Source organism: Massiliimicrobium timonense, from assembly GCF_002160865.1.
Lineage (GTDB): Bacteria > Bacillota_I > Bacilli_A > Erysipelotrichales > Coprobacillaceae > Allocoprobacillus.
In genome coordinates, this window is record NZ_NFLJ01000005.1 from 66,355 (window position 1) to 92,160 (window position 25,806).

Sequence of the window (25,806 nt, forward strand, 5' to 3'; positions counted from 1 at the left end):
AAAAAGTAGGTTTTATTTCAACCCACTATTTTTTTCATCATATGGCTTATATTCGACTGTTTCCTTATCAAAATCAATAAAGATCTGAAAAGCCTGATTTTTCTTATCTGTATCCCATATTTCGACAAATGAAGGAGTCACTTTCACAAGAATTTCATCTTGTTCATGACTATAAGCATTATAGCTACCCCATAAATATTTTTGATAAAGTTTTTCAAACTGACGATCTGGCTCATCAATAACTAAGCCTAGTATTTCTGCTCGTCCTTCTACTTGAATACCCCCACAACATAAAGCAACTTGAGGGTTTTCATAAAGTTGTTTTGTCTTTCTAAAGTTTTTATCTGTTTTAAAATAAATCGCATCATTATAAATCAAACAACTGACATTTCTCACCATGACATAATCATGAACACTTGATGCCAGTGCCATAATCTTTGATGGTGCTAATTTATCAAAAAGATATTGTTTTGCTTCTGTAAAGTTCATCGTTTCTCTCCTAAATCATATTTTGCATAGCAAGTATAATACAAAGAATCGTTATCGTCATAAAAAGTCCAACCCAAACAAGAGAATGGGAATGTTGTAAACTTTGTGTTCCCGTTTCTACAAAATTCATTTTTCTTAAAATGGTCACAAGACTTTTATATAAAAGCAAAGTGATTCCAGCATTTAAACCAGCTTTTAATAAATTAAAAGGAATAATACCCGGCAACAACAATGCCACAACAGCCTCTCTAGGCATTCCATAATAGATGGGTGTCACAATATAATTCCAGATGGTCATATTCAAAACAGTGACCATAACTCCTGCAATCAAACCAATCATAGCACCTTGTCTTGTATGTTTATGTTTATAAATAGCAGCTGCCACACAAGCAAAAGAACAAGTTGAAATCATATTCATAACCACATCTAAAATCGTTCCACCTTTGATCATGATTTCTAATACTGAACAAATACCACTCATAATCAGTGATGTTGCTGGTCCATAGATAAATCCTCCAATAACGATAATAATATCTTTAGGATCATAGGTTAACCATGTCACTGTAGGAACAAGCGGAATAAAGGCAAAGAGATTTAAAATCATGGCTAATGCACAAAGAATACCTACGGTTGTTATTTTTTTGGATTTCATAGGGACACCTCTATTCTCTGGCAAATTGTTTTAATGGTGTACTGATTTTCTTATAGACAATAAATGTAATCACTGATGTGACTCCACATTTGATTAAATTAAATGGAACAACACCAAATAATGCAAGTGTCCAAATATTATTGACTAATGGACAAACAGCATGACACATTGAAATAATTGTATCTAATGACCATCCCATCATATTGACATAAAATGGAATAATCATATAAACATTAGATATCACTGCTGTTAATGTACAAATCACTGTCCCAACAAGCATACCTTTTAAAGCAGATTTCTTTTCTTTATGATGATCATAAATCCAGATAGCAGGTAAAACATAGGCACAGCTGACAATAAAGTTAGAAAGTTCTCCAACAAAGGCTGTACTTGTTCCTAAAATAGCCAGCTTCACAAGTAATTTCACTGCCACAATCATCACAGCTGCCAGTGGACCTAATGCAAAACCACCTATAATTTCTGGTAAAGCAGCCAAATCAAAATCCATGAAAGGGGGCATAAAAGGTAGTGGTGTTTTAAACATCATTAAGATGCCACCTAACGCTCCTAACATTCCAATTAAAGCAATTTTTTTGACATTCAATTTTTTTGTTTTCATTCTTCTATCTCCTTTTTTCTAAAAAAAATAACTTAAACACAAAAAATGTCTAAGTCGCATAGAAGTTGTCTTTTCTCATCCGGACTATACCGTCGGTTCTGGAATTGCACCAGATCAGTCGCTGTTAAGCGAGTCATGGACTTTCACCATCGGTAGGGACTTACACCCTGCCACAAAGACGTTTATTCAGTTTTGAAAACCGGTTATAGAATTGACATCATCTATGTATTAATCATATACCTTTTTATCTCCTTTGTAAATAAAGATTGTCAAATATATAAATATGTTTCATAATAGAGATAATCAAAAAAGAAAGCGAGGTCATTTAATGCTTGCACATCATAACATCCAACCTATATATAATCATAATTCAAAAATATTAATTTTAGGATCTTTTCCTTCTGTTAAATCAAGGGAAGCACAGTTTTTTTATCATCATCCACAAAATCGTTTTTGGAAGATTTGCGCCTTATTATATCATCATGCACCTTTATTAACGATTGAGGATAAAAAAGATTTTTTATTAAAGCATCATATTGCTTTATGGGATGTGATACAAAGTTGTGATATACAAGGTTCAAGTGATAGTTCTATTCAAAATGTCAAAGTCAATGATATAACATCACTTTTAAAACAGACACATATTCAATATATTTACACAAATGGAAAAAAAGCACATCAATTATATAGTCAATATTGTTATCCTATAACTGGAATCAAAGATATATGTTTGCCATCCACTTCACCTGCTAATGCTGCATATTCATTAGAAAGATTGTTGGATAGCTGGAAAATCATTTGTCAAGAAGAAGGAAAGGAAGTTTTATGAAAACAAAGTTAAAAGAAAGAAAACCCTATTATTTGATTATCGCAAGAAAATTTATTTTCTGGCTTGTTGTTTTGATGTTAGGAATTGCCTTATATTTATTATTGACCCGTGAAAATAATAAAGGACGTTTAATTTTTACAATTGTTCAATTATTAGCCATGTTATTTGTTTTACGTATTCCTGCTTTTATTCAAGAGATTTATCACTTTAAAATCCCCTATCTTTTAGATTTTGTCTTAATAACATTTGCTTTTAGTGGTTTTATTTTAGGAGATGTTTTTAATTTTTATGGACGTATTCCTTATTGGGATTCTGTTTTACATGCTTTTTCCGGTGTTGTGATTGCTTATGTGGGATTTATTGTGATTGAATATCTTGACAAGGAATTTACCATTCCCCTTTCTGTATCACCTTTATTTATGAGTTTGATTGTTGTGAGTGTTGCATTGGCGATTGGTGCTATCTGGGAGATTGGAGAATATACAGTCGATGATATTTTTCATACAAATAATCAACAATACATGGAATCTACCCGTTCAACATTATATGATGAAGATGATATTCCATTACAGGGACATGATGCTTTAAATGATACAATGAAAGATTTGATGTTAGATTTAGCCGGAGCTATAGGTGTTGCCTGTATTGAGTATAGAAAACTGGAAAAGAAACAAAAAGTATCACAAAAAGGCACATAAGTGCCTTTTTACATATATTCTCTTGGTTGTGGTCCTGGCGGTGGTCCCGGTGGACGTGGAGGTCTTGGTGGATAAGCTGGTGGCATCATATGGGGTGGAAAAAAGAACCACCAGATATAAGGATGAAAGACTACACGTTGATAATTGGGATCATACATTTCATACTGATTATCATTCCAATTCAATTTTCTTCACCTCATCATAATCTATGTTTTCAATCAAATATTGTCTAGGGCATTCAACTAAAAAAACTTCAATTAATGAAGTTTTTTTAATATTTCAATCATATCTTCAATCTTTTTCTTTCCAAAGAAAACATGTTGTTGATCAATGACCATACATGGAACACTCATGATTTTATACTGTTCCTTATATTGAGGAAAATGAGATAAATCATAAATAGATGTTTGAATGTTGTGATTGAGTAAAGCTATGCGTTGTGTGGCTTGAACAAGTTCTGGGCACATAGTACATGATAAAGATACAAAAACTTGAATAGAATGACGATCAAGAGTTTTGATTTGATGAATGATTTGTTCATCCAATGGTTGTCCTTGACTTCCGGCATTATAAATAGCTAAGATAAAGGAATTAAATTCATGACCACCAGGTACCATATAGTAATGCACACCTGTATCTTGTTTATTGACATCACATAAAATCATACAAGGTTGAGCATTCGTTTCTTGATAGGATATATGAATCTTATCACTTAAAGAAGCTATTTCTTCCATGAAATTTTTGATTTCTAAAGAAAAATCATCTTTTTTCAGTTGTCCTCTAATGTAAACATCTTTTGTTAATCTTTCTAGAACAGGTTTTAACTGTTGACGGATATCATGACTGATAAACAAAGATGTGTCTTGTGGTGTTTTTGATTCTTGATAAGATAAATGTTTTTGATAAGCGATTGTTTCAATCCCATGTTTTTCTTTTGTAGCTGTGATATATTTTTCTAAAGATGTTGCAGCAATTGCCCCATCACTAACAGCAGTAACAACTTGACGTAAATCTTTTTCACAAATATCTCCAGCTCCATAAACACCGTCTAAACTTGTTTTTTGATGACGATCAGTCATTAAATATCCTTGTGAGTTTAAAGTTAACTGGTCTTGAAACAAAGCATTTTCAGGGACATATCCAGCAAAAATAAAGATTCCAAAGCGTTCCTGTTTGTTATCATATCGCCAAATCGATTGATCTTTGTTATTTCTAAAAACAGCATATTCCAAAGTTTCATTTCCACCAGCTTCAATGATTTCTGTTTCAAAAATAACATCTATTTTCTCATGGACACGGACTTCATCTGCAATTGTCTTGGCACATGTAAAATCTTCTTCTCTGACAATCATTGTCACTTTTGAAGCATACTGTGTTAAAAAGATAGCTTCCTCACATGCCGCAAAGCCTCCACCAATAACAAATAATGGACATCCTTCAAAAAATTCTCCATCACATGTGGCACAATAAGCAATACCTCTGCCTTGAAATTCTTTTTCACCCGGAAAACCTAATTGACGTGGATGGGCTCCTGTGGCTAAAACTAAACCAACTGATTCAAAAGCGCCTTGAGAGGTTTCAATCTTTTTGATAGGTTGATCTAATATCAGCTTTTTTACTGTTGCTTTTTGAAAAGAGGCTCCAAATCTTTCAGCCTGTTGACGCATTTTTTGAGTCAGTCCTTCACCAGAATCTTCTAAAACGCCCGGATAATTGACAATATCTGATGTAATAGTGATTTGTCCACCTATTTTTTCTTTTTCTAAGACAAGAACACTATATTTTGCTCGAGCAAGATAGATTGCTGCAGAAAGCCCAGCTGGGCCTCCTCCAACAACAATTGCATCATAAACTTTTGCCATTATAACATTCCTACTAAGTCTAGTGATGGTTTCAATGTTTCTTCACCTGGTTGCCATTTAGCAGGGCAAACTTCATCTCCATGTTCAGCAACAAATTGTGAAGCTTGAACACGTCTTAATAATTCATCACTATTACGTCCTACATTTCCTGCAATCACTTCATAAGCCACAACTTTTCCTTCTGGATTTAAAATAAATGTTCCTCTCTCAGCCAATCCATCAGCTTCAATATAAACATCCAAATCTTTTGCTAAAGTGGCTGTTGGATCAGCTAACATTGGATATTGAATTTTTTGAATACGTTTAGATGTATCGTGCCATGCTTTATGAACAAAGTGTGTATCACATGATACTGAATAAATTTCACAATTGATTTTCTTAAATTCTTCATATTTATCTGCTAAATCTTCTAATTCTGTTGGACATACAAAAGTAAAATCGGCAGGATAGAAAAATAAAACATTCCATTTTCCTAAAAGATTTTCTTTTGTAATTTCTTTAAATTCTCCATTTTGATAAGCTTGTGCTTTAAATTCTTTGATTTCTTTTCCAATTAATGACATCGTTTCTACCTCCTATTGTATTTTAAACATTTTTATCTTTTTTATACGATTCATTATAGTTAGCTTTAACTAACTATATGCAGTTTAACATACAACTTTTTTTTATGCAAACAATATGCACTATAAACAAAAAAAGCTCATTTGAGCTTTAAGCATTTCTTTTTTCTAATGTAAAACCTTTTCCTCCTACTTCTTCTACATGAGATACAATCACAAAGGCAACGGGATCAATTTCATGAATTTTTGCTTTAATGGCAGGTAGCTTACGATAAGGTAAAACAGATAATAATAATTTAGAATTTTCTTGTGTAAAACCTTTTTCACTGGCAAGGAGTGTGACTCCTGCATCAAATTCATGTAAAATAGATTGTTTAATATCTTCATAATGATCACTAATAACAGTCAATTGAACTAAACTTGTTCCCTGCGTCAATGTTTTATTTAACACGACAGCTGTAATCATGACAATCATAATTCCATAAATCACATGTGTTGTATCATTAAACGTAAATTGTAAAACAAGAATAGATAAATCAATACAATTTAAGACAATATGTACAGGAAAACCAAATTTCTTATTAAGAAGAATGGCTAAAATATCAACCCCACCTGTAGAAGCATTAGCTTTTAAAATGAGTCCAATACCAACGCCAACCAGACAGGCTGCTAAAATAGCTGCCAATAAAGGATCTTCTAAATAATGGTGAAACATTGAGTGTGTTTCAAAGAATTGTAAAATAATTGGAAAGAGGAATGTGGAAAGCAATGTTGTCATGGCGAATTTTTTTCCAATGAAAAAGAGTCCAACTAAAAACAAACAGACATTTAAACATCCAACACTTAATGAAACAGGAATATTGAAATAATGATTTAATACATTTCCTATTCCAGAAGTTCCTCCAACGATAATATGATTTTCTAAAATGAGTGTATTGACTGCGAGAGCAATAAAAATATTTCCAATAATGATATAAACCAGATTTAAGATTTTTTGTTTCATATTCTTCACCCCGAACAAGACTTTATCATATCTTCTTTTTTTAAAATGTAATCTATGTTACAATTAGAAAGAAAAGTGGTGAAGTCAATGGAATTAAAAAAAGAATGTTACCTTTATTTTAAAAAAGCAGGTCAAATACAAAACTATCAAAAAACAGACTTAATTTATATGCAAGAAGACGATGCTGATCTTATTTACTTGATTATTAAAGGAAAAGTCAGAGTCTATGTGATGAATTCTAATGGCAAGGAAGTCACTGTTGATATTTTAAAAAGTGGTGAAATTTTTGGTGAATCTGCTTTGATTCCTCATTCCAAACGTCCTACAACAGTAGAAGCTTTACAGGATGTTCAACTCATTGCCTGTTATCCTGAAAAACTCTATCTCTATTGTCAGCAATCCCAAGAATTAATGATTTTTATTATGCAATCCATGTCTAAAACATGTGATTATTTAACGGCTATGATGAAAAGATCCTATACTTATAATCGTTATGAAAAGGTAGCGGCTTTCCTATTAGATCAAATACAATACGATCAGCAACAGGAAATTTCTTATACTCATGAGGAAATGGCTTCATTACTGGGATTATCACGTGTTACAGTGACAAAAGTCTTAAATGAATTTGAAAAAGAAAAAATGATTTTATTACAATATAAAACCATAGTGATTAAAGATAAAAATAAACTGTATTCGCTTTTACATAAGTGAATACAGTTATTTCTTTTGTTTTCTTTCTTTTAAAACCGTCAATAATAACCAGATGCCTAATCCAACAGCTGTCATATAACCAATAAAACCTAAGGCTGGAATTCCAAAAACTTTTGGTGTCATTTGTGTTGTACACAATAAACTACTTGCCATCAATAAACCTGCACTGACAATACCGACGACAAGTTTATTAACCATATGGTTAATAGCATTCATAGGTACACTTGATTCCATCATATCAAGATTAACTTTGAGTCGCCCTTTCATGATCATACGCATGACATCGGATAATTGAGCAGGAATATGTAACATATTTTGTGAAGCACTATAAAGATTTTTTATCGCATTGGTCAATTCTTTTTGATAATCTAAATGACAAGAAAGATGATTTGCAACATGATTAGCCGCAATTTCTATAATACTAATATGGGGATCAATGAGCATGACAGTGCTTTCTATAGTGACTAACCCTCTTGCTAACATACTGACACCTTTTGGCATAGAGATACGATGTTTATGAGCAATCACAAAGATTTCTTGTACAACATCTCCTAAGTTGATATCTGTTAAATCAACTGTTACATAATGTTTCATAAAAGTTTCTATATTATCATAAAACAAAGCATAATCAATACGATTATCATGTTCACCTAAAGTCAAAATCACATCAACCAGTTTTTGCGTATCATTTTGTCCAATCGCTAAAACAGCGTCCTTCATCAAATCTTTATCAGCACGATTCAAAATACCCATCATACCAAAATCAATCCAGACAATCTTTCCATCACGAACTCTTAAATTACCTGGATGAGGATCAGCATGAAAAAATCCATCATCTACAATCTGCTTAATATAATTTTCAGCTAGTTTTGCAGCAATTTCTCTTAAATCATATCCTGCTTCCATTAAATGAATACGATCATCTATTTCAAAACCATCAATATATTCCATCACTAAAACCTTGCTCGTGCTATATTCATCAATAATCAGCGGTGCTTCAATATATTGAATATCTTGATGTAAATAAGCAAATTTTCTGGCATAGTGAGCCTCATTTAAAAAATCCATTTCTTCCTTAGCAGTATGCCAGAATTCATCTAAAACAATATTTAAATCCACAACACTTCCAAGTACATCATTTAACTTAAGAATCTTTACAGCTTTACGAATCAAGGAAATATCTCTTTCCATCATTTCGTAAATATCAGGACGTTGAACTTTCACAACAATATGTCGACCATCTTTTAATGTTGCTTTATGAACTTGAGCAATCGAAGCACTTCCTAAAGGAATCTCATCAAATTCTAAAAAAACATCACTTAATTTTTGATGATATTCATTTTTAATAACACTTTTGACTGTTTCTATACTCATTGAAGCAACATTATCTCTTAATTTCACCAGCTCTCGACAATAACGTTGAGAAAACATATCCTGTCTGGAAGCCATAATTTGACCTATCTTAACAAATGTTGGACCTAAATCTTCTAAAATCATTCTAAATTTAACAGGATCAATGCCTTTAGCCAGATGATGTTTTCTCAGTATTGCCAGAATTTGAGCAAGTCGACGTTTTGTACTTAAACTATTCTTTTGTTTCATTCTTTGCTTTTTGTAATGCCTCAATTTTTGCTTTTAAGGCTTCTAAATCTTCTACGTCCATTTCCTGTAAATCTTTTTCTACTGTTTCTACAGTTATAGGTTTTCTTAGTTTTTGAGCAACATTATGTTTTAATTCTTCATTTAAAACTTTTCCTTGTTCAACAGTTAATTCACCTTTTTTTACTAAATCTTCTACAACTTCTTTAGATTTTTCAGCTGTCACTGCCACAGCACCAATACCAGCTAATAATACTTTTTTTAAATCTTCACTCCAATTATTCATAACAAAATTCCTCCTTTGATATCTCTATTTTACTACGAATTTCTACAAATGTGTAGTTTAACAAAACGTGAAATAAAAAAGGCGATACAAATCATATCTCATGATTATATATCGCCCATAAACTCATTATTTATTTAATAATTTTTCTCTTTTTTTATTAAGAACGACAATTCCAGCTCCTACAACAGATAAAGAAAGCATTAAACCATATAAAATAGTTTGTGAATTATCATCTGTCTTCACTGTTTTATCACTTTCAGCAGGTTTTTGTTCTGGTTTGTTTGTTGTATCTTGAACTGGTTTATCTGTATCTTCTGGATTTGGAGTTACAGTTACATCAATATTTTTATCCCAAATCATATAAATTGTTGTATCTTCATTAAATGGTACATTTGCTTTTAAAACTTGTGTTCCTTCAACATCTAAGAAGAATCCTTTAAATGTATATCCTTCAAAGTTGAAACCATCTTTCATTGAATCTAATTCTTTTAAATCAGCTTCACTTAAAACTGATCCTTTTGCAATTCCTTTAATTTGAGTATCTTCTAATGTTAAACCTAATTCTTCTAAGTTGACTTCTTTACCATCAACAATAGCTTTCATTGTAATTGTAATTGTTTCTTGTTCTGGTTTTGAATCTTCGACTGGAGTCGTTGGATCAGTTGGTTGTGTTGGTTCTGTAATCACACCATTATTAACAGTCACTTCTTTATTATTCATAGTAACTGTAACAGTTTCTGGTAAATTCACTACATTTTCTAATAAAATTGAATCTTGTTTATCAGCATCAACATAATATAATCCTACAGAATTTTTTGGTGATGTAATAACGATTGATGCGTTTTTTGCAACCGTTAATGTTGGTTCTGTTCCAAATCTGTTATCAATATTAATTCCACCCCAAGAGTTTTCCCCTAATTGTAATATTGTCAACGCATTTAATTCAAGTTTTCCACCATTCAATACAATAGCAGCTCCACCTGCAGTCTTTCTGTTATCAATCTCTAATCCATCAGTTTTAACATCGACACCATAAATATGTAAACCACTCTTTGTTGATTCATCAGTGACAATCTTGAGAGTATTTAATTCAACACCATCTGAAGTCACAGTGATAACATTATCTTTTGTCGTGAAATTATCAGCAACAAATGCACCGCCCTCACCATAGATTGCCATTGGTTCATTAATGTTAAACGTTTCTTTTAATTGAATATCTTCTCTGAGACGAACAACCGTTACATCTTGACCTTGATTATGTTTTGCATTGACAAAATCAACCAAATCATTTGCATTAACAAATGCATGTTGTTCTTTTCCATTTTTATCTATTGTTTCTACAACAGATAACTTCAATGAAGAAACTAAAGCATTATTTTCACTGCATACGACTGATTGAGTAGGGTTGTTGTCAAGTGTTTGACAATCAATTGTTCCATCACTAAAATAAGCCTTTGCAAGATTTCCATCAACATTAATACCATACCAAGAATTTTGTCCTAAAGACATCTTATTAACACCAGTAAAAGATGCTTCGGATTGATTAATAATCACTGGTGCTCCAGCACTCGCTTCTTCATGATCAAATGTAGAATTACTAATAGTCACGTTCGCTCCACCATTAATTGATAGTAAGTTTTTTGTCTTAGTATTCGCTACAAAAGTGACATCATTAAATTCATACTCTTCTTGACTATCAATATTTATCAGATTAGCCAAATAACCCGTACCTGGATTTGCCCTTTCATCAATAATTGTCTTTGGTATTGGATTAGTTTCCATAGGTTCAGTAATAGTAAAAGAACCCGTTATTCGAATTTCACCATCTGTCTCGTTTTCAAATGCCTCTTTAAATGCTTCAGCAGTAGAAACTTCCTTAAAAGCAACATCACCTGCTGCATATGCAGTTCCAGCAGTTAGACAAAGTCCAAGCATCATGACAAATGACAAACCTAATGCTAAAATTTTTCTTGTCTTTTTCATTGTATATCCTCCCATAATATTCAGTAAAATAAAAACTAACAAAGCACCAGAACCATTCTTTATTATTGTTTGTATTCTACTATAAATATAGTACCCCCCCCCTCGTGTATTTTTGTCAATGAAATTTCATTTTTAAAAAAATAATCTTCATTGATCGTATTCATTTGAAATATAATCTACAACAAAATAAAAGCAAGATAAATCTCATATCTTGCTCTCATCATAAATTTTATTCATACCAATCATCATAATCAGGGTATTGAGAAATATATCCCTTAGATTTGATAATACGTGGCTCAAAACTTTCCTTGACTTCAATAATATTTAACACTCTAATATGAAATATCCAGTCATCCCCAAAATCATAATGAAGTAAAAATTTCTGACCATTATAAAGTCCAAGCTCATCAAGAGCGATATCCGTTGATGGTTCTTGCTCCATCATAGTTGCATAATATGCATCAGTACTATGTTGATGATTATCCATACAAAATTCATATAAATGCTCATCTATGAAATCAAAAGCATCTAAGATAGTCTTACATAATTGATCTAATGTTTCATCCCCACAGATTTCAATATTTCGATAGACATCACGTCCTTTACCTTCAGGATAGACCTTTATAGAATATTGTGTACTCATCATATACCTCTTTTCTATAAAATAGCAACACTATGGTTTTAAAGTTTTTGTGGATATAATCCTTTCTCCACTAATAATTGTATATTGTCTTTGACATAATCTTTATCTTCTTTATATGTTACACCAAACCATTCATCATGTGATTTTAATGCTGTGACTTTGGCTTTATTGTTATGTAATAAATCACCTATGATCGTTGGTAACAAATATTCAGCTTTAAGATTATCAGATACTGTTTCTGCTAGAAAATCATCAAATCCCTTTTCTAGAATATCAAAGAATTCTGGATATAACCCCCACATATTCATTGATACTGCTGAATCCAAATCTATCTCTTTTCCTTCTACTATTGCTTTTCCATCAATCTTTTCAATATTATGTGTTTCAACAATATCTACCAATTGGTCATCTTTGACTTGACATACACCTCTTGTCACTCCACCATTATCGCTTAATGTATTTTTCAAGATAAATCCAACCATACATATTGGCATTGGATCTTTAGGATGTTCCTGTGTCAAATAACGATAAGCTTCCTGATAAGCTTCTCTACCATAATAGTCATCTGCATTAATGACAAGAAACGGTTCATGAACAAGTTCTTTACAAGCTAAAATGGCTTGTCCAGTTCCCCAAGGTTTTGTACGTCCTGTAAATTTATCCTTATATTGTTCAGGAATATCGTCTATTTCTTGAAAGGCATATTCAACATGTACTTTTTTCTTCATTCTTTGACCAATGATTTCATCAAAATCTTTTTCTAAATCTTTTCTAATGACAAAGACAACTTTATTGAATCCAGCTTCTAAAGCATCATAAATAGAATAATCCATGATGATTTCTCCATTTGGTCCTACTGGTTCTAACTGTTTGATTCCACCTCCAAATCGACTTCCTATTCCTGCCGCCATTACGACAAGTGTAACATTATTCATATTATTCAACTCCTTAAATTATTTCTCGAAAATAATTATATCAATTTATTGACTTTATCACAACAAAATAAACATAATTTAACAAAAACTAAACAAAAAGAGGCATCAGAAGACACCCCTTTCAATAATTTTATTCACTTTGTTCAACACTTATTTTTTCACCATTCATCATTTGTTTAATAAGTGATGCACATTCATTTACACTGTTTTCATTAGGAATCATATAGTACAGTCTATTGTTAGGCATATAAGCTCCACCTGTCATCATTTGACCATTTCCTGTTAATTGAATTTGATATATATCCCATGATGCCATATCATTCAACTGCATTTTAATTAAGTCAGTAATCTCTCCAGCAGACATATTTGTTTCAAATGAACCTTCAATAGAACTTAATACACTTGAATAATTTGTTAAAATTGCAGGTGACATAGCTTTCTTTAACATACCTGTTAAAACACGTTGCTGATTTTTAACACGATCATTATCACCACCAGATAAACCATAACGCTCTCTTACAAATCCTAATGCTTTATCTCCATCCATTTCATTATTTCCTTTATGAATCTGATAACCACCATGTAATGTTGTAAAGGCAACAGGAGAATAAACTGTAATTCCTCCTAAAGCATCAACCATTTCAATAAGTGATGTAAAATTAACTCTTGCATAATAGTTAATATCAATGCCCATAAAGTTTTCAATTGTTGATACTGAATTTTCAACTCCACCTAATCCAGCATGTGTTAATTTATCTTTCTTTCCTTTATTTGTTAATGTAACATAATAATCTCTAGGAATACTTGTCATTAAAATTTGTTTTGTTTCAGGATTTACTGTCACTAACATATTTACATCACTACGTGAAACCGTTGAAACTGGTCCTGTCGTATCAATTCCACTAATAAAAATCGTAAAGACTTCTTTTGTAACATTGACATTTTTAGAAATATCTTTTGTCTGTTCTACAATATCATAAGACCAAATGATTCTTGTATCATTTTTAAACGTATCATGTTCTTCTTCCAGCATCCCATAGTTTGCTTCATTAATATATATAGCTTTTGTTTTTCCATCATACAAATCATTAGCCATATCTACATAACTTGATGCATTATTAACCTGAATAGTTGATTCTTCTTTATTTAATGCTTCAATTGCTTCATTCATATATTTAGCATTATCTTCATCATCTAAATTAGCTTCAATTGTTTGATTTTTTAAATCAGAAACTTCTTGATAATCACTATCAGCCATAACAACTAAAGAAATTCTTGTTGTTTTTGTATTAGCACCAGAAATTGCATCAATCACTGAATTTCCTTGTGCTATGTATAAAGATCCTAGCATTAAAAAAACAGATAATAATAAACTAATCACTTTTCCAATAATATTTCTAATCTTTCCTTTACCCTGAATTTTTGATGGCTTCATCAATAAAAACGTTATGAGAGCCAACAAAACAACAATACCAATTAATACCATTGTATATAATAATGGTAAAGCATTGAGTTTAAAAACAAGTCCAATCAATAATAAAGAAGCAATAGCTTGAATTCCTAATATAACTTGCCATGAAGTAATTTTAGAAACAAGACTACCTTTTGAATGTTTTGCCATTTTATCCCTCTTTTCTTCATCTTTCACATGGTAGCATATTCATGTGAACTTTTCAAGAATATGTCAATCTTTAAAATAATTTATACTTGACCATTTCCGTTTTTTTCATTTCAAAAGATGAATGGACATATGTATTTAAAGTAATTGTTACTGATGAATGACCTAATATTTCACTTAAACTTTTCACATCAATTTGACACTGTACACATTTTGTCGCAAAAGTATGTCTTAAAACATGGAATTTATAATCCTGAATATTTAGTTCTTTAAGTATCTTCTTAAAATAATATTGATAGCTACGTGGATCTAAGTATTTTTCATTTCCAGTGAGTATAAAGCCCTTCTCTTTTTTTGATTGATTTAAAAATTGTAAAAGTATTGGATTAATAGGAATCACACGATAAGAATATTTTGTTTTAGGTGCTCCTATTATAGTATAGCTTTTTCCATTATCATTAATTCTTTGAATTGTTTTATTAACCTTTATTTTCTGATTTTTCAAATCAATATCTTCCCACTTTAAAGCACATATTTCACCTAATCTCATACCAGTATATAAACATATAATTAAACCAGTCTTTTTTTCATCTAAATTATGAAAAATATATTTTTCTATTAATTCTAATTCATAATCTTTTAATATTTGAACTTCTCTTTTAGAATATTTAATATTAGGAATCCCTTCTATAGGAATTTGACAATATCCTAACATATTTCCATATTTAATAATTCCTTTTAAGGCTACAATATTATCTTGTAAAGTTTTACAAGATAAATGTATTTTCATTTTTTCAATACATTCTAATATATCTTGAATAGTAAAATAATATACATTCATCTCACCAAGATATACATTCAAATAGTTTTCAATGATTCGTTTATATTGGATAAACGATGTTTTTTTTATTGTATAGCTCTTATATGTCAGCCAAATCATACTTAACTCACTAAACGTCATTTTCACTTTCCTCCTTTTTACTATCATATCTCTACCTTTTCGTAAAGTATATTCATTTAGGAAAGGGAGATCATTTTGAAAAATGTATTCATTATAGGTTCAAAAGGGATACCAGCCAACTATGGTGGCTTTGAAACATTCGTAGACGAGCTAGTCAGCAGACAGCAAAATACAGAAATTAAATACCATGTCGCATGTCTTAGTGACAATGATAACGAAACTGAATATCATGGTGCACATTGTTTCAATGTCAAGGTTCCGAATATTGGACCAGCAAAAGCTGTCTACTATGATTTGGCTGCATTGAAATACTGTGTCAAATATATCAAGGATAACAATATTGATGATGCTGTAGTTTATATTCTAGCATGTCGAATTGGACCATTTGTTGGCAAATATGTCAAGCAGTTACATAAACTCAATTGTAAAGTTTATGTCAATCCAGATGGTCATGAATGGAAACGAGCAAAATGGAATTATTTTATCAGAAAATATTGGAAACTATCAGAAAAACTGATGGTTAAACATGCTGATTTATTGATTTGTGATTCTAGGAATATTGAAAAATATATTCAGGAAGATTATAAACAGTATTCTCCAAAGACAACATTCATTGCCTATGGAGCTGATACATCAAAATCAATATTGCAAGATGATGATGAGAAGCTACTTAACTGGTATAAGGAAAAAGGTGTACAAGCAAAAGAATATTATTTAGTTGTTGGACGTTTCGTACCAGAAAACAACTACGAAACAATGATTAAAGAATTTATGAAGTCTAATACAAAAAAAGATTTTGTATTAATTACCAATGTTGAACAGAATAAATTCTATGAAACATTGAAGAACGAAACACATTTTGATCAGGATAAAAGAATCAAGTTTGTTGGAACAGTCTATGACCAACAACTTTTAAAGAAAATAAGAGAGAACGCATATGGATATCTACATGGACATGAAGTAGGAGGAACAAATCCATCCCTACTTGAAGCCTTAGCAACGACAGATTTAAATCTATTACTAGATGTAGGATTCAATAAAGAGGTAGGAGAAGATGGTGCAGTCTATTGGAATAAGGAAGAAGGAAATTTAGCCAATTTAATCAATAGACTAGAAAATATCAACAATGATCAATTAAAAGAACTATCTATTAAAGCTAAACAGAGAATTGATAGCGAATATAGTTGGGATTATATTGTTAGAAAGTATGAGGAAGTTATTTATGGCTGAACATAATAATTTAATATCAGTTATTGTCCCTGTGTATAATGTTGAATTATACTTAGCTGAATGTATTAATAGTATTTTAAAACAATCATTTAGTAACTTTGAATTATTATTAATTGATGATGGATCTACTGATCACTCGTCTTTAATATGCCAAGAATATGTTTTAAAAGATTCAAGAATCAAATACTATAAAAAAAGTAATGGTGGTTTATCAGATGCCAGAAATTATGGTATTAAAAAATCTATAGGAAAATATATTACTTTTATTGATAGTGATGATTATATTGATGAAAATTATTTAAAAATTTTATTTGATTCATTAATTTCAAATAATGCTGATATATCGATAGCTAATTATAGACGAATTGATGAATTAGGAAATATTTCTTATGATTTATTACCTGGAAAAAAAATGATACTTTCTCCTATTGAAGCTATGGAATATATCTTATACCAAAAATATATTTCAATTTCTGTAACTGCCAAACTATATAAAGCCAATCTTTTTTGTAAAATAAACTTTCCATATGGAAAGTTATATGAAGATATTATTACATTACCTCAATTAATTTTTAATTCAGATAAAATAGTATATTTACCAGACGTATTACTAAATTATAGAATTAGAACTGGTAGTATAACTGAATCAAATTTCAAGGAAAAAGATATGGATATGCTTTATAATGCATTAGATATATTAAAATATGTTAAAGAACATAATTTTTCAAGCTTAATTAAACCTATTCAATCATATATATATAGTAAATGTAGTACATTGGTGATTTTAATTAGTAAAACTAATGTGAAGAATAATAAAAAATATCTTTATTTTGTGTGGAAATATATTAGAAAATATAGAATAAAAGTACTTTTAGATACAAAAGCACGTAAATTGAATAGATTAGGTTCTCTTGTTTCTTTTTTTGGATATAGAGTTTATATTTTTATATATAATTTATTTAAGAAAAGGTGATTAAATGTTAAAAAGAATATTTTTTTCAAAAAAAATACTTATAACTATATTTTTCATTGCATTTTTTTATTCTATTTTCACTAAAATTTTTAATTTTACAAACTCAATTGATAATTTAAAATACATATTATTTTTATTAAATTTACTGTTAGATTGTATTTATATATATTACAATAAAATACAACTTAAATTAAAAAGAGAATATTTATATATATTACTATTATCAATTCTACTATTTTTTGTGTCGTTGATAATTGCTATAATGAACCATAGCTTTATTTCTTTTAGAACAATTATAGAAATTATCTATATATTATTACCAGCTTCTTGTGCATTTTGTATTATTAATATTTTTACATTAAATGAAATAATTAGTTATATAAAGTTGTTGTTATTCTTTTCTTTGATAGCCTATTTCATTGAATTAGCTATTTCTAATATATCAGTAAATGATGTACTAAAGATTAGTTTTTTAAACTCATATTCTCCTTTTGAATCATATATTTTTGCAGATGTATCTGTTTTTTGTTTTTGCTTTTTTTCTTACTTTAAAGAATCAGACCAAAAAAACAATTTTATTGTAACAACAAATCAGTGTTATTATATTAGTTTTTTATTTGTAATAATGACTTTTAAAAGGATACTCGTACTCTTTGCAATTTGTTTGTTTATTTTTAATTTACTTAAAATTAAAGATTTAGTAATACCAAAAAAAATTATATATATACTTCTTGCTATTTTATTTGTTTCAACAGTTTTTTATACATGGTTATTAGAAGGACATAACTCTAAAATATTAATGGACCTTTTTTCTATTAATTTAGAAAAGTTCACTGTTGGTAGACAATGGTATTTTTCTATCGTTGAAGCCAATAGTCATTTTTTAAATGGATATGGAAGTAGTACAAATATATTATCTAATGTTTTAGGAGAGGGTAAATACCTTGAGATGGATCTTGTCAAAATTTATATTGAAACTGGTCCAATTGTTTTAGCATTTTTTATTTATGCATACTGGAGACAGATTTATAATAATTTATTTTCATTGATTGTATTTTTTTTCTTATTTATAAATATGTTATTTTCTCATAGTTTAACAACATTTTATGCGTGGATTTTATTTTTCTTACTTTTTTACACTATTAAGATTAATTTTCAAATGAAAAAGGGTGAAACAAAGTGATATCCGTAATTGTACCAATATATAACAAAGATAAATATATTAAAAGGTGTATTGATTCAATCAAAAAACAATCATTTAATGATTTTGAATGTATTCTTGTTGATGATGGATCAACAGATAATTCTGCTAACATCGTTTTAAAATCAATCCAAAATGATAGCAGATTCAAATATATATATCAGAAAAATATGGGGGTTTCTTCGGCAAGAAATACTGGAATAAAAGCTAGTATAGGTGAATGGATTTGTTTCATAGATGCAGATGATTTTATTGAATTAGATTATCTAGAAGATTTTATGAGAGAACTTAACAAACATAATTGCGATGTAATATTTTCTACTAATGAAAATATAAAAGAAAACATTGTAATAATTCAAGAATTAATTTCTAATTTTAATTCATGGTATAAATATGAAATCTTTAATCCTCCATGGGGCAAAATATACAAAAAAGCATTAATTAAAACGTATTTTCATCATGATTTATCAATTGGTGAAGATTTATTATTTAATATAAATTATTTGCTAGATAATCAAGATAAAAAAATTGCTTTTATGACTTCAAACAAGTATAAATATAGCAATATAGAAGATAGTCTAAGTAACACTGTAAGCAAAAAAATAATTACTCAATCAATACAATTAATTTATTTAATCAGTAAGTTATCACAAATTCAAACATCCGAAATATTAACAATACAAAGTAATAGTCTATCAAATAAAATACTCTCTTTTTATGAAATAACCAAAAGTTTTGATTGGTTTTTATCAAATCCTAATAAGGAACAATTCAAATCAATTTTATCAAATTGTAGTTTAAGATTAAAAATAATGTTAATTTTATGGTTTAAACAAAGGTATACATTTCTAAAAATTTATTTTATTTTTCTCAAATATTTGAAAGGATATTAAACAATGAATAAACATGCATATTTGATTATCGCACATAACCAATTTGAAATATTAAAATTATTATTAAAAAAACTTGATTTTAAGTATCATGATTTTTACATTTTAATAGATAAAAAAGTTGATTTTCCCTTTTCAAAATTCAAAAATATAACTAAGTATTCTAATATCTATTGGATTAATCGAATTAATATATCTTGGGGTGATTACTCCCAAATTCAAGCAGAAATTAATCTTATAAAACAAGCACTAAAAAAAGATTATACTTTTTTTCACCTCTTAAGCGGAGTTGATTTACCATTAAAAAATGCTCAAGATATATATAATTTCTTTGAGAAAAATTTAGATACTGAGTTTATAGAGATAGTGCAAGAACCTTGTAGTAATTTTGAAGATAGATATAAATATTATTATTTATTACAAAAATATTCTAAAAATAAAATAATCTATTTTTTAAATAAATGTATTGTAAAACTGCAAATAATTTTTAAAATTAATAGAATTAATTCTAATTATATATATGCTAAAGGGGCAAACTGGTTTAGCATAAGTCATAAATTAGCTAATTATATAGTTGAGCAAGAAAAACAAATACAAAAAAATTTTAAATTTGGTTATTGTGTTGATGAAATATTTTTACAGACAATAATATTAAACTCAAATTATCAATTTAATGTTATAAATAATAATCTTAGATTTACAATTTGGGATGAGAACCATATTTCTTCGCCTAAAGTACTTACTTTAGAAGATTATCACTTGGTTATAAAATCCAAAGCATTGTTTGCGAGAAAATTTGATGATTACAAAAGTAAAGAATTAATTAAAATGTTATATAAAGAAGGAAAATATTTATGAATTGCACTTTAATAGTACTTAATTACATGGATAAAGAGAGAGCATTAAGTTTAGCACAGAAATGTAAAAATTTTGATTGTATAAATCATATTATTATTGTTGATAATTGTAGTCCAGACGAGTCATATAATTGGTTAACTAATCATTTAAATTGCGATGATACAATTATTGTTTTAAAAAGTAAAAAAAATGGAGGATTTTCATATGGAAATAATTATGGTGCGAAATTTGCAATACATAAATATAATCCTGAGTATATCTTATTTGCTAATACAGATACAATTTTTGATGAACAATCACTCCAAATGTGTTTATATGCTCTAAAAGACAATCAAAATTTAGGATTGATTTCGTTAAGAATGAAAAACATTGATGGCTATGAAGAAATATCCTGTTGGAAAGAAAAAAATTATCTTCAATCAACTTTATATTGTCTTTGGTTATATAGAAGAAAAAAATATGATTTTTTCCATTATGAGTTTAACGATTCTTCAATCAATATGAAGTATGTAGATGTGGTAAGGGGTAGTTTTATGTGTTTTAAATCTCAAGCATTAATAGATATCAATTATTTTGATGAAAATACTTTCCTTTATTACGAGGAGGATATTATATCAAAACGTTTGAAAAATCATCATTATAAAATTGCTATTTTAACAAATTATTATTATATTCATGATCATAAATATGAAAAAAATTTCAATGAAGTAAAAATGAAGCACAATTTAGATAATTCAATGTATTATTTATTAAAGACATACTATCACATAAATATTTTACAAAAAATATTTACAAAGCTTGTTATTTACTATTCGATTATTGAATTCTCAATTCTAGACTTTTTTAAAAAAAGGAGAAAAAAATAATGTCATCAAAATATAAGATTCATTCTACTAAATATAATTTTCTAATGAATATTATTTTAAAAATGTCCTCATTTATCTTTCCAATGATTACCTTTCCATATATTTCAAGGGTTTTATTAGCTACGGGAAATGGAAAAGTCGCATTTGCAACATCTGTAATTAATTATTTTGTACTTATTGCGACATTAGGCATTCCAACATATGGAGTAAAAGCTTGTGCTGAAATTAGAGATGATAATGAACAATTAAATAAAACGGTACATGAGTTATTATTTATAAATATCATTTGTATGTGTATCTCTTATATTTTATTTGTAATTTTAATGTTTTTAGTTCCTGAATTTCAAGAAGATAGAATATTATTATGGATTACATCTATAAGCATATTTTTGGGATCATTAGGTGTAGAATGGTTCTATCAAGCAATTGAACAATACGATTATATAACATTCAGAAATATAGCTTTCAAAATAATATCGATAATTCTTATGTTTGCTTTTGTACATACTAAAGAAGATTTTATTATTTATGGGGCTATTAATGTTATAGGAACATATGGTTCAAATATTTTAAACATTATTAGGCTTCCCAGATGTATATCATTTCACAGATATAATAACTATAATATTCGAAAACATTTACAACCTATTATTATGCTATTTTTATATTCTGCTGCTACAACAATCTATACAAATTTAGATGTCGTAATGCTTGGTTTTATGAGCGGTGATATTCAAGTTGGTTATTATAATGCTGCGGTTAAATTAAAGAATGTCTTAGTAAGTATTGTAACGGCTTTAGGGAGTGTCATGATGCCTAGAGTTGCTTATTATCTAAAAAATAAGTTACAAATAGAATTTCAAAATATAATTAAGAAATCCTTTTCTTTTATTTTTTTAATATCTATGCCACTCGCAATATACTTTACATCTGAATCTGATGCTATTATTAATTTTTTGGCAGGAGATGGTTATAATAATGCAATTTTAACAATGCAAATAATAACTCCTTCAATAGTATTTATTGGTATTAGCAGTATTACCGCTTGGCAATTATTAATTCCTTTAGGGAATAATAAATATACTGTTATAGGTGCAATATTAGGTGCAATTATTGACTTAATACTAAACTCATTACTAATTCCATATATGGGATCTGCAGGTGCAGCAATTGGAACTCTTGTTGCTGAAATAACTGTTGTCATAGTACATTTTAAAGTTTTATATAAAATTGTTAAACCATGTATTATAAATAAAAACATTATTAAAATATTATTATCTTCAATAATAGCATATTTACCATATATGTTGATATCATCCTTAGAATATCAATTGATCATTTTAAGATTGATTTATACATCTATAGCATATTTTGGTATATATCTTTTGTTATTGTTGATATTTAAAGAAAAAATAGTTGTTGAAAATGTTAATAATATTAAAACATTAATGATTAAAAAACATAAATCATAAACTTATGAAAAATATAACCTATTTTTTACTTATAGAATATTATTAAAAGATATTTTTATAAAGAAAAAACATTCAAAATTGAAATAACAATGAAATCAATTCATGTTGACTAGCTCTCTTGACAAATTGAGTATTTCACTAAGAAGATGATGTATATGGTGGGTGGCGAGAGCCACTATGTTCGCTATATGAGAGCCACATCATCCGTTAAGAGAGCCAATCCATGCAGATTGGCTTCTTAGCAATTTGAGTTTTGAATATTCTTCTCTCATGGAAGTACCTTCCAGTAATATTTTATAAGAACTATTGATGATTCAATCTAATATTGAATCTGTTATTCGTTCACCACCAAGTTTTTAAACCATCCATCTGGTGCGAATTGTGAAGCAATAATTATTGTATGATTATCATTTCTTAATTCTAACAGTTTAAAAATATCGCACTGTTGTTCCTAAGTTGTTAGATTAAGTAGAAATTTATCAATAATAAGAACTTCATCTCTTGTATATAATCTTAATTTTGGCTTATATTTTCCATTTCGTATTGCTTGATCCAATTCAAACAATAAAAAAAGCAACCTTATATACTTTACAACTTTTGCTTTCTTGTATATGGCATTTCCTAATGTGCAAACAATATCTGCATTACCATAACATAAAGCTTTACACTAGAGGAAAACATTTTTAGCAAACTGTCTAGGTAAAGCAGCTTGTCGTGATGGAATAACTACACGTTATATAAGAATATCTGATTTGTTTGTCCAGTTAGAAGAAGCAGAACTAAAAAGAGGACGAAATAAGCTCATCAATAAATATGCTAAGTGTCCTTTGCTTATCTTAGATGAATGGCTCATAAACTCTATGAATGAACAAGAAATAGAATTTATTTTTGAACTTGTGGAAAGAAGATATCAAAATAAATCAACTATATTTTGTACGCAATTCAAAATAGAATCTTGGCATACACGATTAGGTGGAGGGGTACATGCAGATGTAATCAAGGATTGAATTATTCATAACTCTATTATGATTAATGTAGGTGACGTCAATATGAGAGAAGTTACTTCAAATATGAACAGAGAATAAAAACGGGCACCGCCTTTGAGCGGTGCTATTCATTTGCACAGGTGGTGCTACAATTATCTACTACTGGTGCTGATGTTGTGAATTAAGTGGTTGAAGAACGTGAAATAATCAATAGCTGAGCTGATCAAAGAATATTGATTATTCGTAAGCGCCAAATAAAATAGTGGATAAAAATATAGAACTCAATGAACTATAATATGGAATATGGAGACTACCAAAACTATATTATAGTTTTTATATTCTCTAAGAATTATAAAGAAAGGAAGAGAGACTATATGACAATCCATGAATTAAACCAAAATGAAAAATATAAGTTCTGGTGTTTGAAAATCAAGGAATGTAAAGAGAGTGATTTGTCTGTTCAAGATTTTTGCGAAAGAAACAATATTAAGGTATCAACTTATTACAGATATCAGCAAAAGATTAAAATGATTTTGTGTGATCATATAAACAATGAAACTGAACTTAAAAATGAGGTTGCTTTTATCCCTGTTGACAAACAGGAATGTCATAATGAAAGAATATTGATTATCAAAGGTGGTATTAAAATAGAACTTGATTCCAATACTCCCTATTCATCTGTTGAACCTCTTTTGAAATCATTATTATGATTGGAGATATTTCAAAAGCTGAACATATCTACATAGCTGTTGGCTATACAGATATGCGTAAACAAATCGATGGTTTATCTGCCATTGTTCAACACAATTTTAATCTTGATCCCTTTTCTAATTCTGTATTCCTTTTTTGTGTGATTATTTGCAATGAACTGCACCATCAATAGCATAAAGTGCACCACCAATTTTAACAACTACACCACTGAGATGATATTATTGAATATACGCAACTGCACCACCTTTTATATTATAGGTGGTCTTTTTTATATTATTATAATGTTGGAGACTTTGTCTCTAATATTATATGAAAGGAGCTTTTATTATGGCTGTAAAATTCAATTTGAGACTATGTTTACAATTGATTGATCGAGGCATATCCCTCAATACGATATCCAAACAATATCATATTAGTAAACATACCTCATCCAAAACAAAACATAGAATGGAGGTGCTTCAATTTGATGTCAGTACTATTGATCAGTACTCAGATGATGAGTTGGGTAAATTATTTTTCCCTGAAATGTACGAATCTGAAAACATTTATTTAGCAGTGGATTATGACTATGTTCATAAAGAATTGTCTAAGCCTGGTGTTAACTTAAAACTATTATGGAAAGAATATTGCTTGAGTGCTAAGGATGGTAAATATCCAGTAAGTTACTCAAAATATTGTAGAGGTTATGCTCAACATGTCGAAAGACACAACTATACCAACCACATTGAACACAAACCCGGGATTCGTACAGAAATTGATTGGTCCGGGCCTACAATGCATTACATGGTTCCTTCTACTGGTGAATTGGTTAAAGTTTATCTGTTTGTCGCAACTTTACCATTTTCTCAATATTCTTATGTGGAACCTACCAAGGATATGAAAATGAATACATGGATTAACTGTAATAAACATATGTTTGAATACTTCGGTGGTTCAACAGTCAGAATTGTATGTGACAATCTTAAAACAGGTGTTGTCAGTCATCCTAAAGAAGGAGAAATCATTCTCACAGATATGTATTCTGATTTTGGAAATCATTATATGACAGCTATTATGCCTGCACAAGTCAGAAAACCTAAGCATTATCTCTAAAAAAAGATTATCTTCAAAATAGAGAAGATAACCTCTTATTTAGGATGTTTTTTGTTTTATTTTTGAAGATAATGTTTTT

General features: G+C 29.0%; 27 protein-coding genes, 1 pseudogene and 1 riboswitch. Of the genes and pseudogenes, 14 read left to right on the forward strand and 14 right to left on the reverse strand.

The features are described 5' to 3' along the window. Positions 1-12: 12 nt before the first annotated feature. From B5E75_RS02560 to B5E75_RS02570, 3 genes are read right to left on the reverse strand one after another with little or no spacing between them, the layout of a single operon-like run. On the reverse strand, positions 13-489 hold the full coding sequence (locus B5E75_RS02560; protein ID WP_087357231.1) for a pyridoxamine 5'-phosphate oxidase family protein: 477 nt from the start codon (positions 487-489) through the stop codon (positions 13-15). A gap of 10 nt (positions 490-499) precedes the next feature. Next, positions 500-1,141, reverse strand: a complete 642-nt coding sequence (locus B5E75_RS02565; RefSeq protein WP_087357232.1) for an ECF transporter S component — start codon at positions 1,139-1,141, stop codon at positions 500-502. 10 nt (positions 1,142-1,151) lie between these two features. Continuing rightward, positions 1,152-1,760, reverse strand: coding sequence for an ECF transporter S component (locus tag B5E75_RS02570; RefSeq protein ID WP_087357233.1), 609 nt, complete (start codon positions 1,758-1,760; stop codon positions 1,152-1,154). Positions 1,761-1,823: 63 nt separating this feature from the next. Then, positions 1,824-1,944, reverse strand: a riboswitch (FMN riboswitch). A gap of 144 nt (positions 1,945-2,088) precedes the next feature. On the opposite strand from B5E75_RS02570, the gene B5E75_RS02575 reads away from it, so the two are divergent. Continuing rightward, positions 2,089-2,589, forward strand: a complete 501-nt coding sequence (locus B5E75_RS02575) for a DNA-deoxyinosine glycosylase (protein WP_087357234.1) — start codon at positions 2,089-2,091, stop codon at positions 2,587-2,589. Beyond that, positions 2,586-3,287 (forward strand): DUF2238 domain-containing protein, encoded by a 702-nt coding sequence (locus tag B5E75_RS02580; protein WP_087357235.1) that lies wholly within the window; start codon positions 2,586-2,588, stop codon positions 3,285-3,287. Before B5E75_RS02575 ends, B5E75_RS02580 begins: the two co-directional genes overlap by 4 nt. 8 nt (positions 3,288-3,295) lie before the next feature. Here the strand turns inward: B5E75_RS02580 and B5E75_RS14520 are convergent, their stop codons facing one another. The 4 genes from B5E75_RS14520 to B5E75_RS02595 all read right to left on the reverse strand — a co-directional run bounded on the left by B5E75_RS14520 (position 3,296) and on the right by B5E75_RS02595 (position 6,712). After that, positions 3,296-3,472: a hypothetical protein gene (locus tag B5E75_RS14520; RefSeq protein WP_162607621.1), complete on the reverse strand. Its 177-nt coding sequence runs from the start codon at positions 3,470-3,472 to the stop codon at positions 3,296-3,298. Positions 3,473-3,544: 72 nt separating this feature from the next. Beyond that, entirely contained in the window at positions 3,545-5,149 is a 1,605-nt protein-coding gene (locus tag B5E75_RS02585) for an FAD-dependent oxidoreductase (RefSeq protein WP_087357236.1), read from the reverse strand. Continuing rightward, entirely contained in the window at positions 5,149-5,712 is a 564-nt protein-coding gene (ahpC, locus tag B5E75_RS02590; protein WP_087357237.1) for an alkyl hydroperoxide reductase subunit C, read from the reverse strand. The genes B5E75_RS02585 and ahpC overlap by 1 nt, the downstream gene beginning before the upstream one ends. A gap of 148 nt (positions 5,713-5,860) precedes the next feature. Continuing rightward, entirely contained in the window at positions 5,861-6,712 is an 852-nt protein-coding gene (locus B5E75_RS02595; protein WP_087357238.1) for a YitT family protein, read from the reverse strand. A gap of 87 nt (positions 6,713-6,799) precedes the next feature. On the opposite strand from B5E75_RS02595, the gene B5E75_RS02600 reads away from it, so the two are divergent. After that, complete coding sequence (locus B5E75_RS02600; RefSeq protein ID WP_087357239.1) at positions 6,800-7,423, forward strand: Crp/Fnr family transcriptional regulator; 624 nt, start codon at positions 6,800-6,802, stop codon at positions 7,421-7,423. A 6-nt stretch (positions 7,424-7,429) separates the two neighbouring features. On the opposite strand, the gene B5E75_RS02605 is transcribed toward B5E75_RS02600, so the two are convergent. The 7 genes from B5E75_RS02605 to B5E75_RS02635 form a co-directional block, all read right to left on the reverse strand. Continuing rightward, entirely contained in the window at positions 7,430-9,025 is a 1,596-nt protein-coding gene (locus B5E75_RS02605) for an ABC1 kinase family protein (RefSeq protein ID WP_087357240.1), read from the reverse strand. Beyond that, positions 9,009-9,308 (reverse strand): phasin family protein, encoded by a 300-nt coding sequence (locus B5E75_RS02610; protein WP_087357241.1) that lies wholly within the window; start codon positions 9,306-9,308, stop codon positions 9,009-9,011. Before B5E75_RS02610 ends, B5E75_RS02605 begins: the two co-directional genes overlap by 17 nt. Positions 9,309-9,434: 126 nt before the next feature. Continuing rightward, a complete protein-coding gene (locus B5E75_RS02615) occupies positions 9,435-11,291 on the reverse strand; it encodes a hypothetical protein (protein ID WP_087357242.1) in 1,857 nt (618 codons plus the stop codon). A 229-nt stretch (positions 11,292-11,520) separates the two neighbouring features. After that, on the reverse strand, positions 11,521-11,934 hold the full coding sequence (locus B5E75_RS02620; RefSeq protein ID WP_087357243.1) for an IS1096 element passenger TnpR family protein: 414 nt from the start codon (positions 11,932-11,934) through the stop codon (positions 11,521-11,523). A 38-nt stretch (positions 11,935-11,972) separates the two neighbouring features. Next, positions 11,973-12,869 (reverse strand): nucleotidyltransferase family protein, encoded by an 897-nt coding sequence (locus tag B5E75_RS02625; RefSeq protein ID WP_087357244.1) that lies wholly within the window; start codon positions 12,867-12,869, stop codon positions 11,973-11,975. A gap of 130 nt (positions 12,870-12,999) precedes the next feature. Next, positions 13,000-14,490: an LCP family protein gene (locus tag B5E75_RS02630; RefSeq protein ID WP_087357245.1), complete on the reverse strand. Its 1,491-nt coding sequence runs from the start codon at positions 14,488-14,490 to the stop codon at positions 13,000-13,002. 70 nt (positions 14,491-14,560) lie between these two features. After that, positions 14,561-15,448: a site-specific integrase gene (locus B5E75_RS02635; protein WP_162607622.1), complete on the reverse strand. Its 888-nt coding sequence runs from the start codon at positions 15,446-15,448 to the stop codon at positions 14,561-14,563. A 75-nt stretch (positions 15,449-15,523) separates the two neighbouring features. Between B5E75_RS02635 and cps2T the strand changes: the two genes are divergently transcribed. From cps2T to B5E75_RS02690, 11 genes and pseudogenes are all read left to right on the forward strand, one after another. Continuing rightward, the gene (gene cps2T / locus B5E75_RS02640) at positions 15,524-16,678 is read left to right on the forward strand and encodes a beta 1-4 rhamnosyltransferase Cps2T (protein ID WP_087357247.1); all 1,155 of its coding nucleotides are present in this window, start codon (positions 15,524-15,526) and stop codon (positions 16,676-16,678) included. Continuing rightward, entirely contained in the window at positions 16,671-17,651 is a 981-nt protein-coding gene (locus B5E75_RS02645) for a glycosyltransferase family 2 protein (RefSeq protein WP_162607623.1), read from the forward strand. The genes cps2T and B5E75_RS02645 overlap by 8 nt, the downstream gene beginning before the upstream one ends. Positions 17,652-17,655: 4 nt before the next feature. After that, complete coding sequence (locus tag B5E75_RS02650; RefSeq protein ID WP_087357249.1) at positions 17,656-18,834, forward strand: hypothetical protein; 1,179 nt, start codon at positions 17,656-17,658, stop codon at positions 18,832-18,834. Next, entirely contained in the window at positions 18,831-19,745 is a 915-nt protein-coding gene (locus tag B5E75_RS02655; protein WP_087357250.1) for a glycosyltransferase family 2 protein, read from the forward strand. Before B5E75_RS02650 ends, B5E75_RS02655 begins: the two co-directional genes overlap by 4 nt. 3 nt (positions 19,746-19,748) lie before the next feature. Beyond that, positions 19,749-20,600, forward strand: coding sequence for a beta-1,6-N-acetylglucosaminyltransferase (locus tag B5E75_RS02660; protein ID WP_087357251.1), 852 nt, complete (start codon positions 19,749-19,751; stop codon positions 20,598-20,600). Then, entirely contained in the window at positions 20,597-21,466 is an 870-nt protein-coding gene (locus B5E75_RS02665; RefSeq protein WP_087357252.1) for a glycosyltransferase family 2 protein, read from the forward strand. The genes B5E75_RS02660 and B5E75_RS02665 overlap by 4 nt, the downstream gene beginning before the upstream one ends. Further along, complete coding sequence (locus B5E75_RS02670; protein WP_087357253.1) at positions 21,466-22,938, forward strand: flippase; 1,473 nt, start codon at positions 21,466-21,468, stop codon at positions 22,936-22,938. Before B5E75_RS02665 ends, B5E75_RS02670 begins: the two co-directional genes overlap by 1 nt. Positions 22,939-23,624: 686 nt before the next feature. After that, positions 23,625-23,945, forward strand: a pseudogene (locus B5E75_RS02675) (ATP-binding protein); the annotation flags it as partial. 353 nt (positions 23,946-24,298) lie between these two features. After that, on the forward strand, positions 24,299-24,634 hold the full coding sequence (gene tnpA, locus B5E75_RS02680; RefSeq protein ID WP_087357255.1) for an IS66 family insertion sequence element accessory protein TnpA: 336 nt from the start codon (positions 24,299-24,301) through the stop codon (positions 24,632-24,634). After that, positions 24,631-24,807 carry an IS66 family insertion sequence element accessory protein TnpB gene (gene tnpB, locus B5E75_RS15035; protein WP_087357256.1) on the forward strand — a complete coding sequence of 59 codons (177 nt, stop codon included), beginning with the start codon at positions 24,631-24,633 and terminating at the stop codon, positions 24,805-24,807. Before tnpA ends, tnpB begins: the two co-directional genes overlap by 4 nt. Positions 24,808-24,962: 155 nt before the next feature. Continuing rightward, on the forward strand, positions 24,963-25,727 hold the full coding sequence (locus tag B5E75_RS02690; protein ID WP_241146608.1) for a hypothetical protein: 765 nt from the start codon (positions 24,963-24,965) through the stop codon (positions 25,725-25,727). Positions 25,728-25,806: the final 79 nt, after the last annotated feature.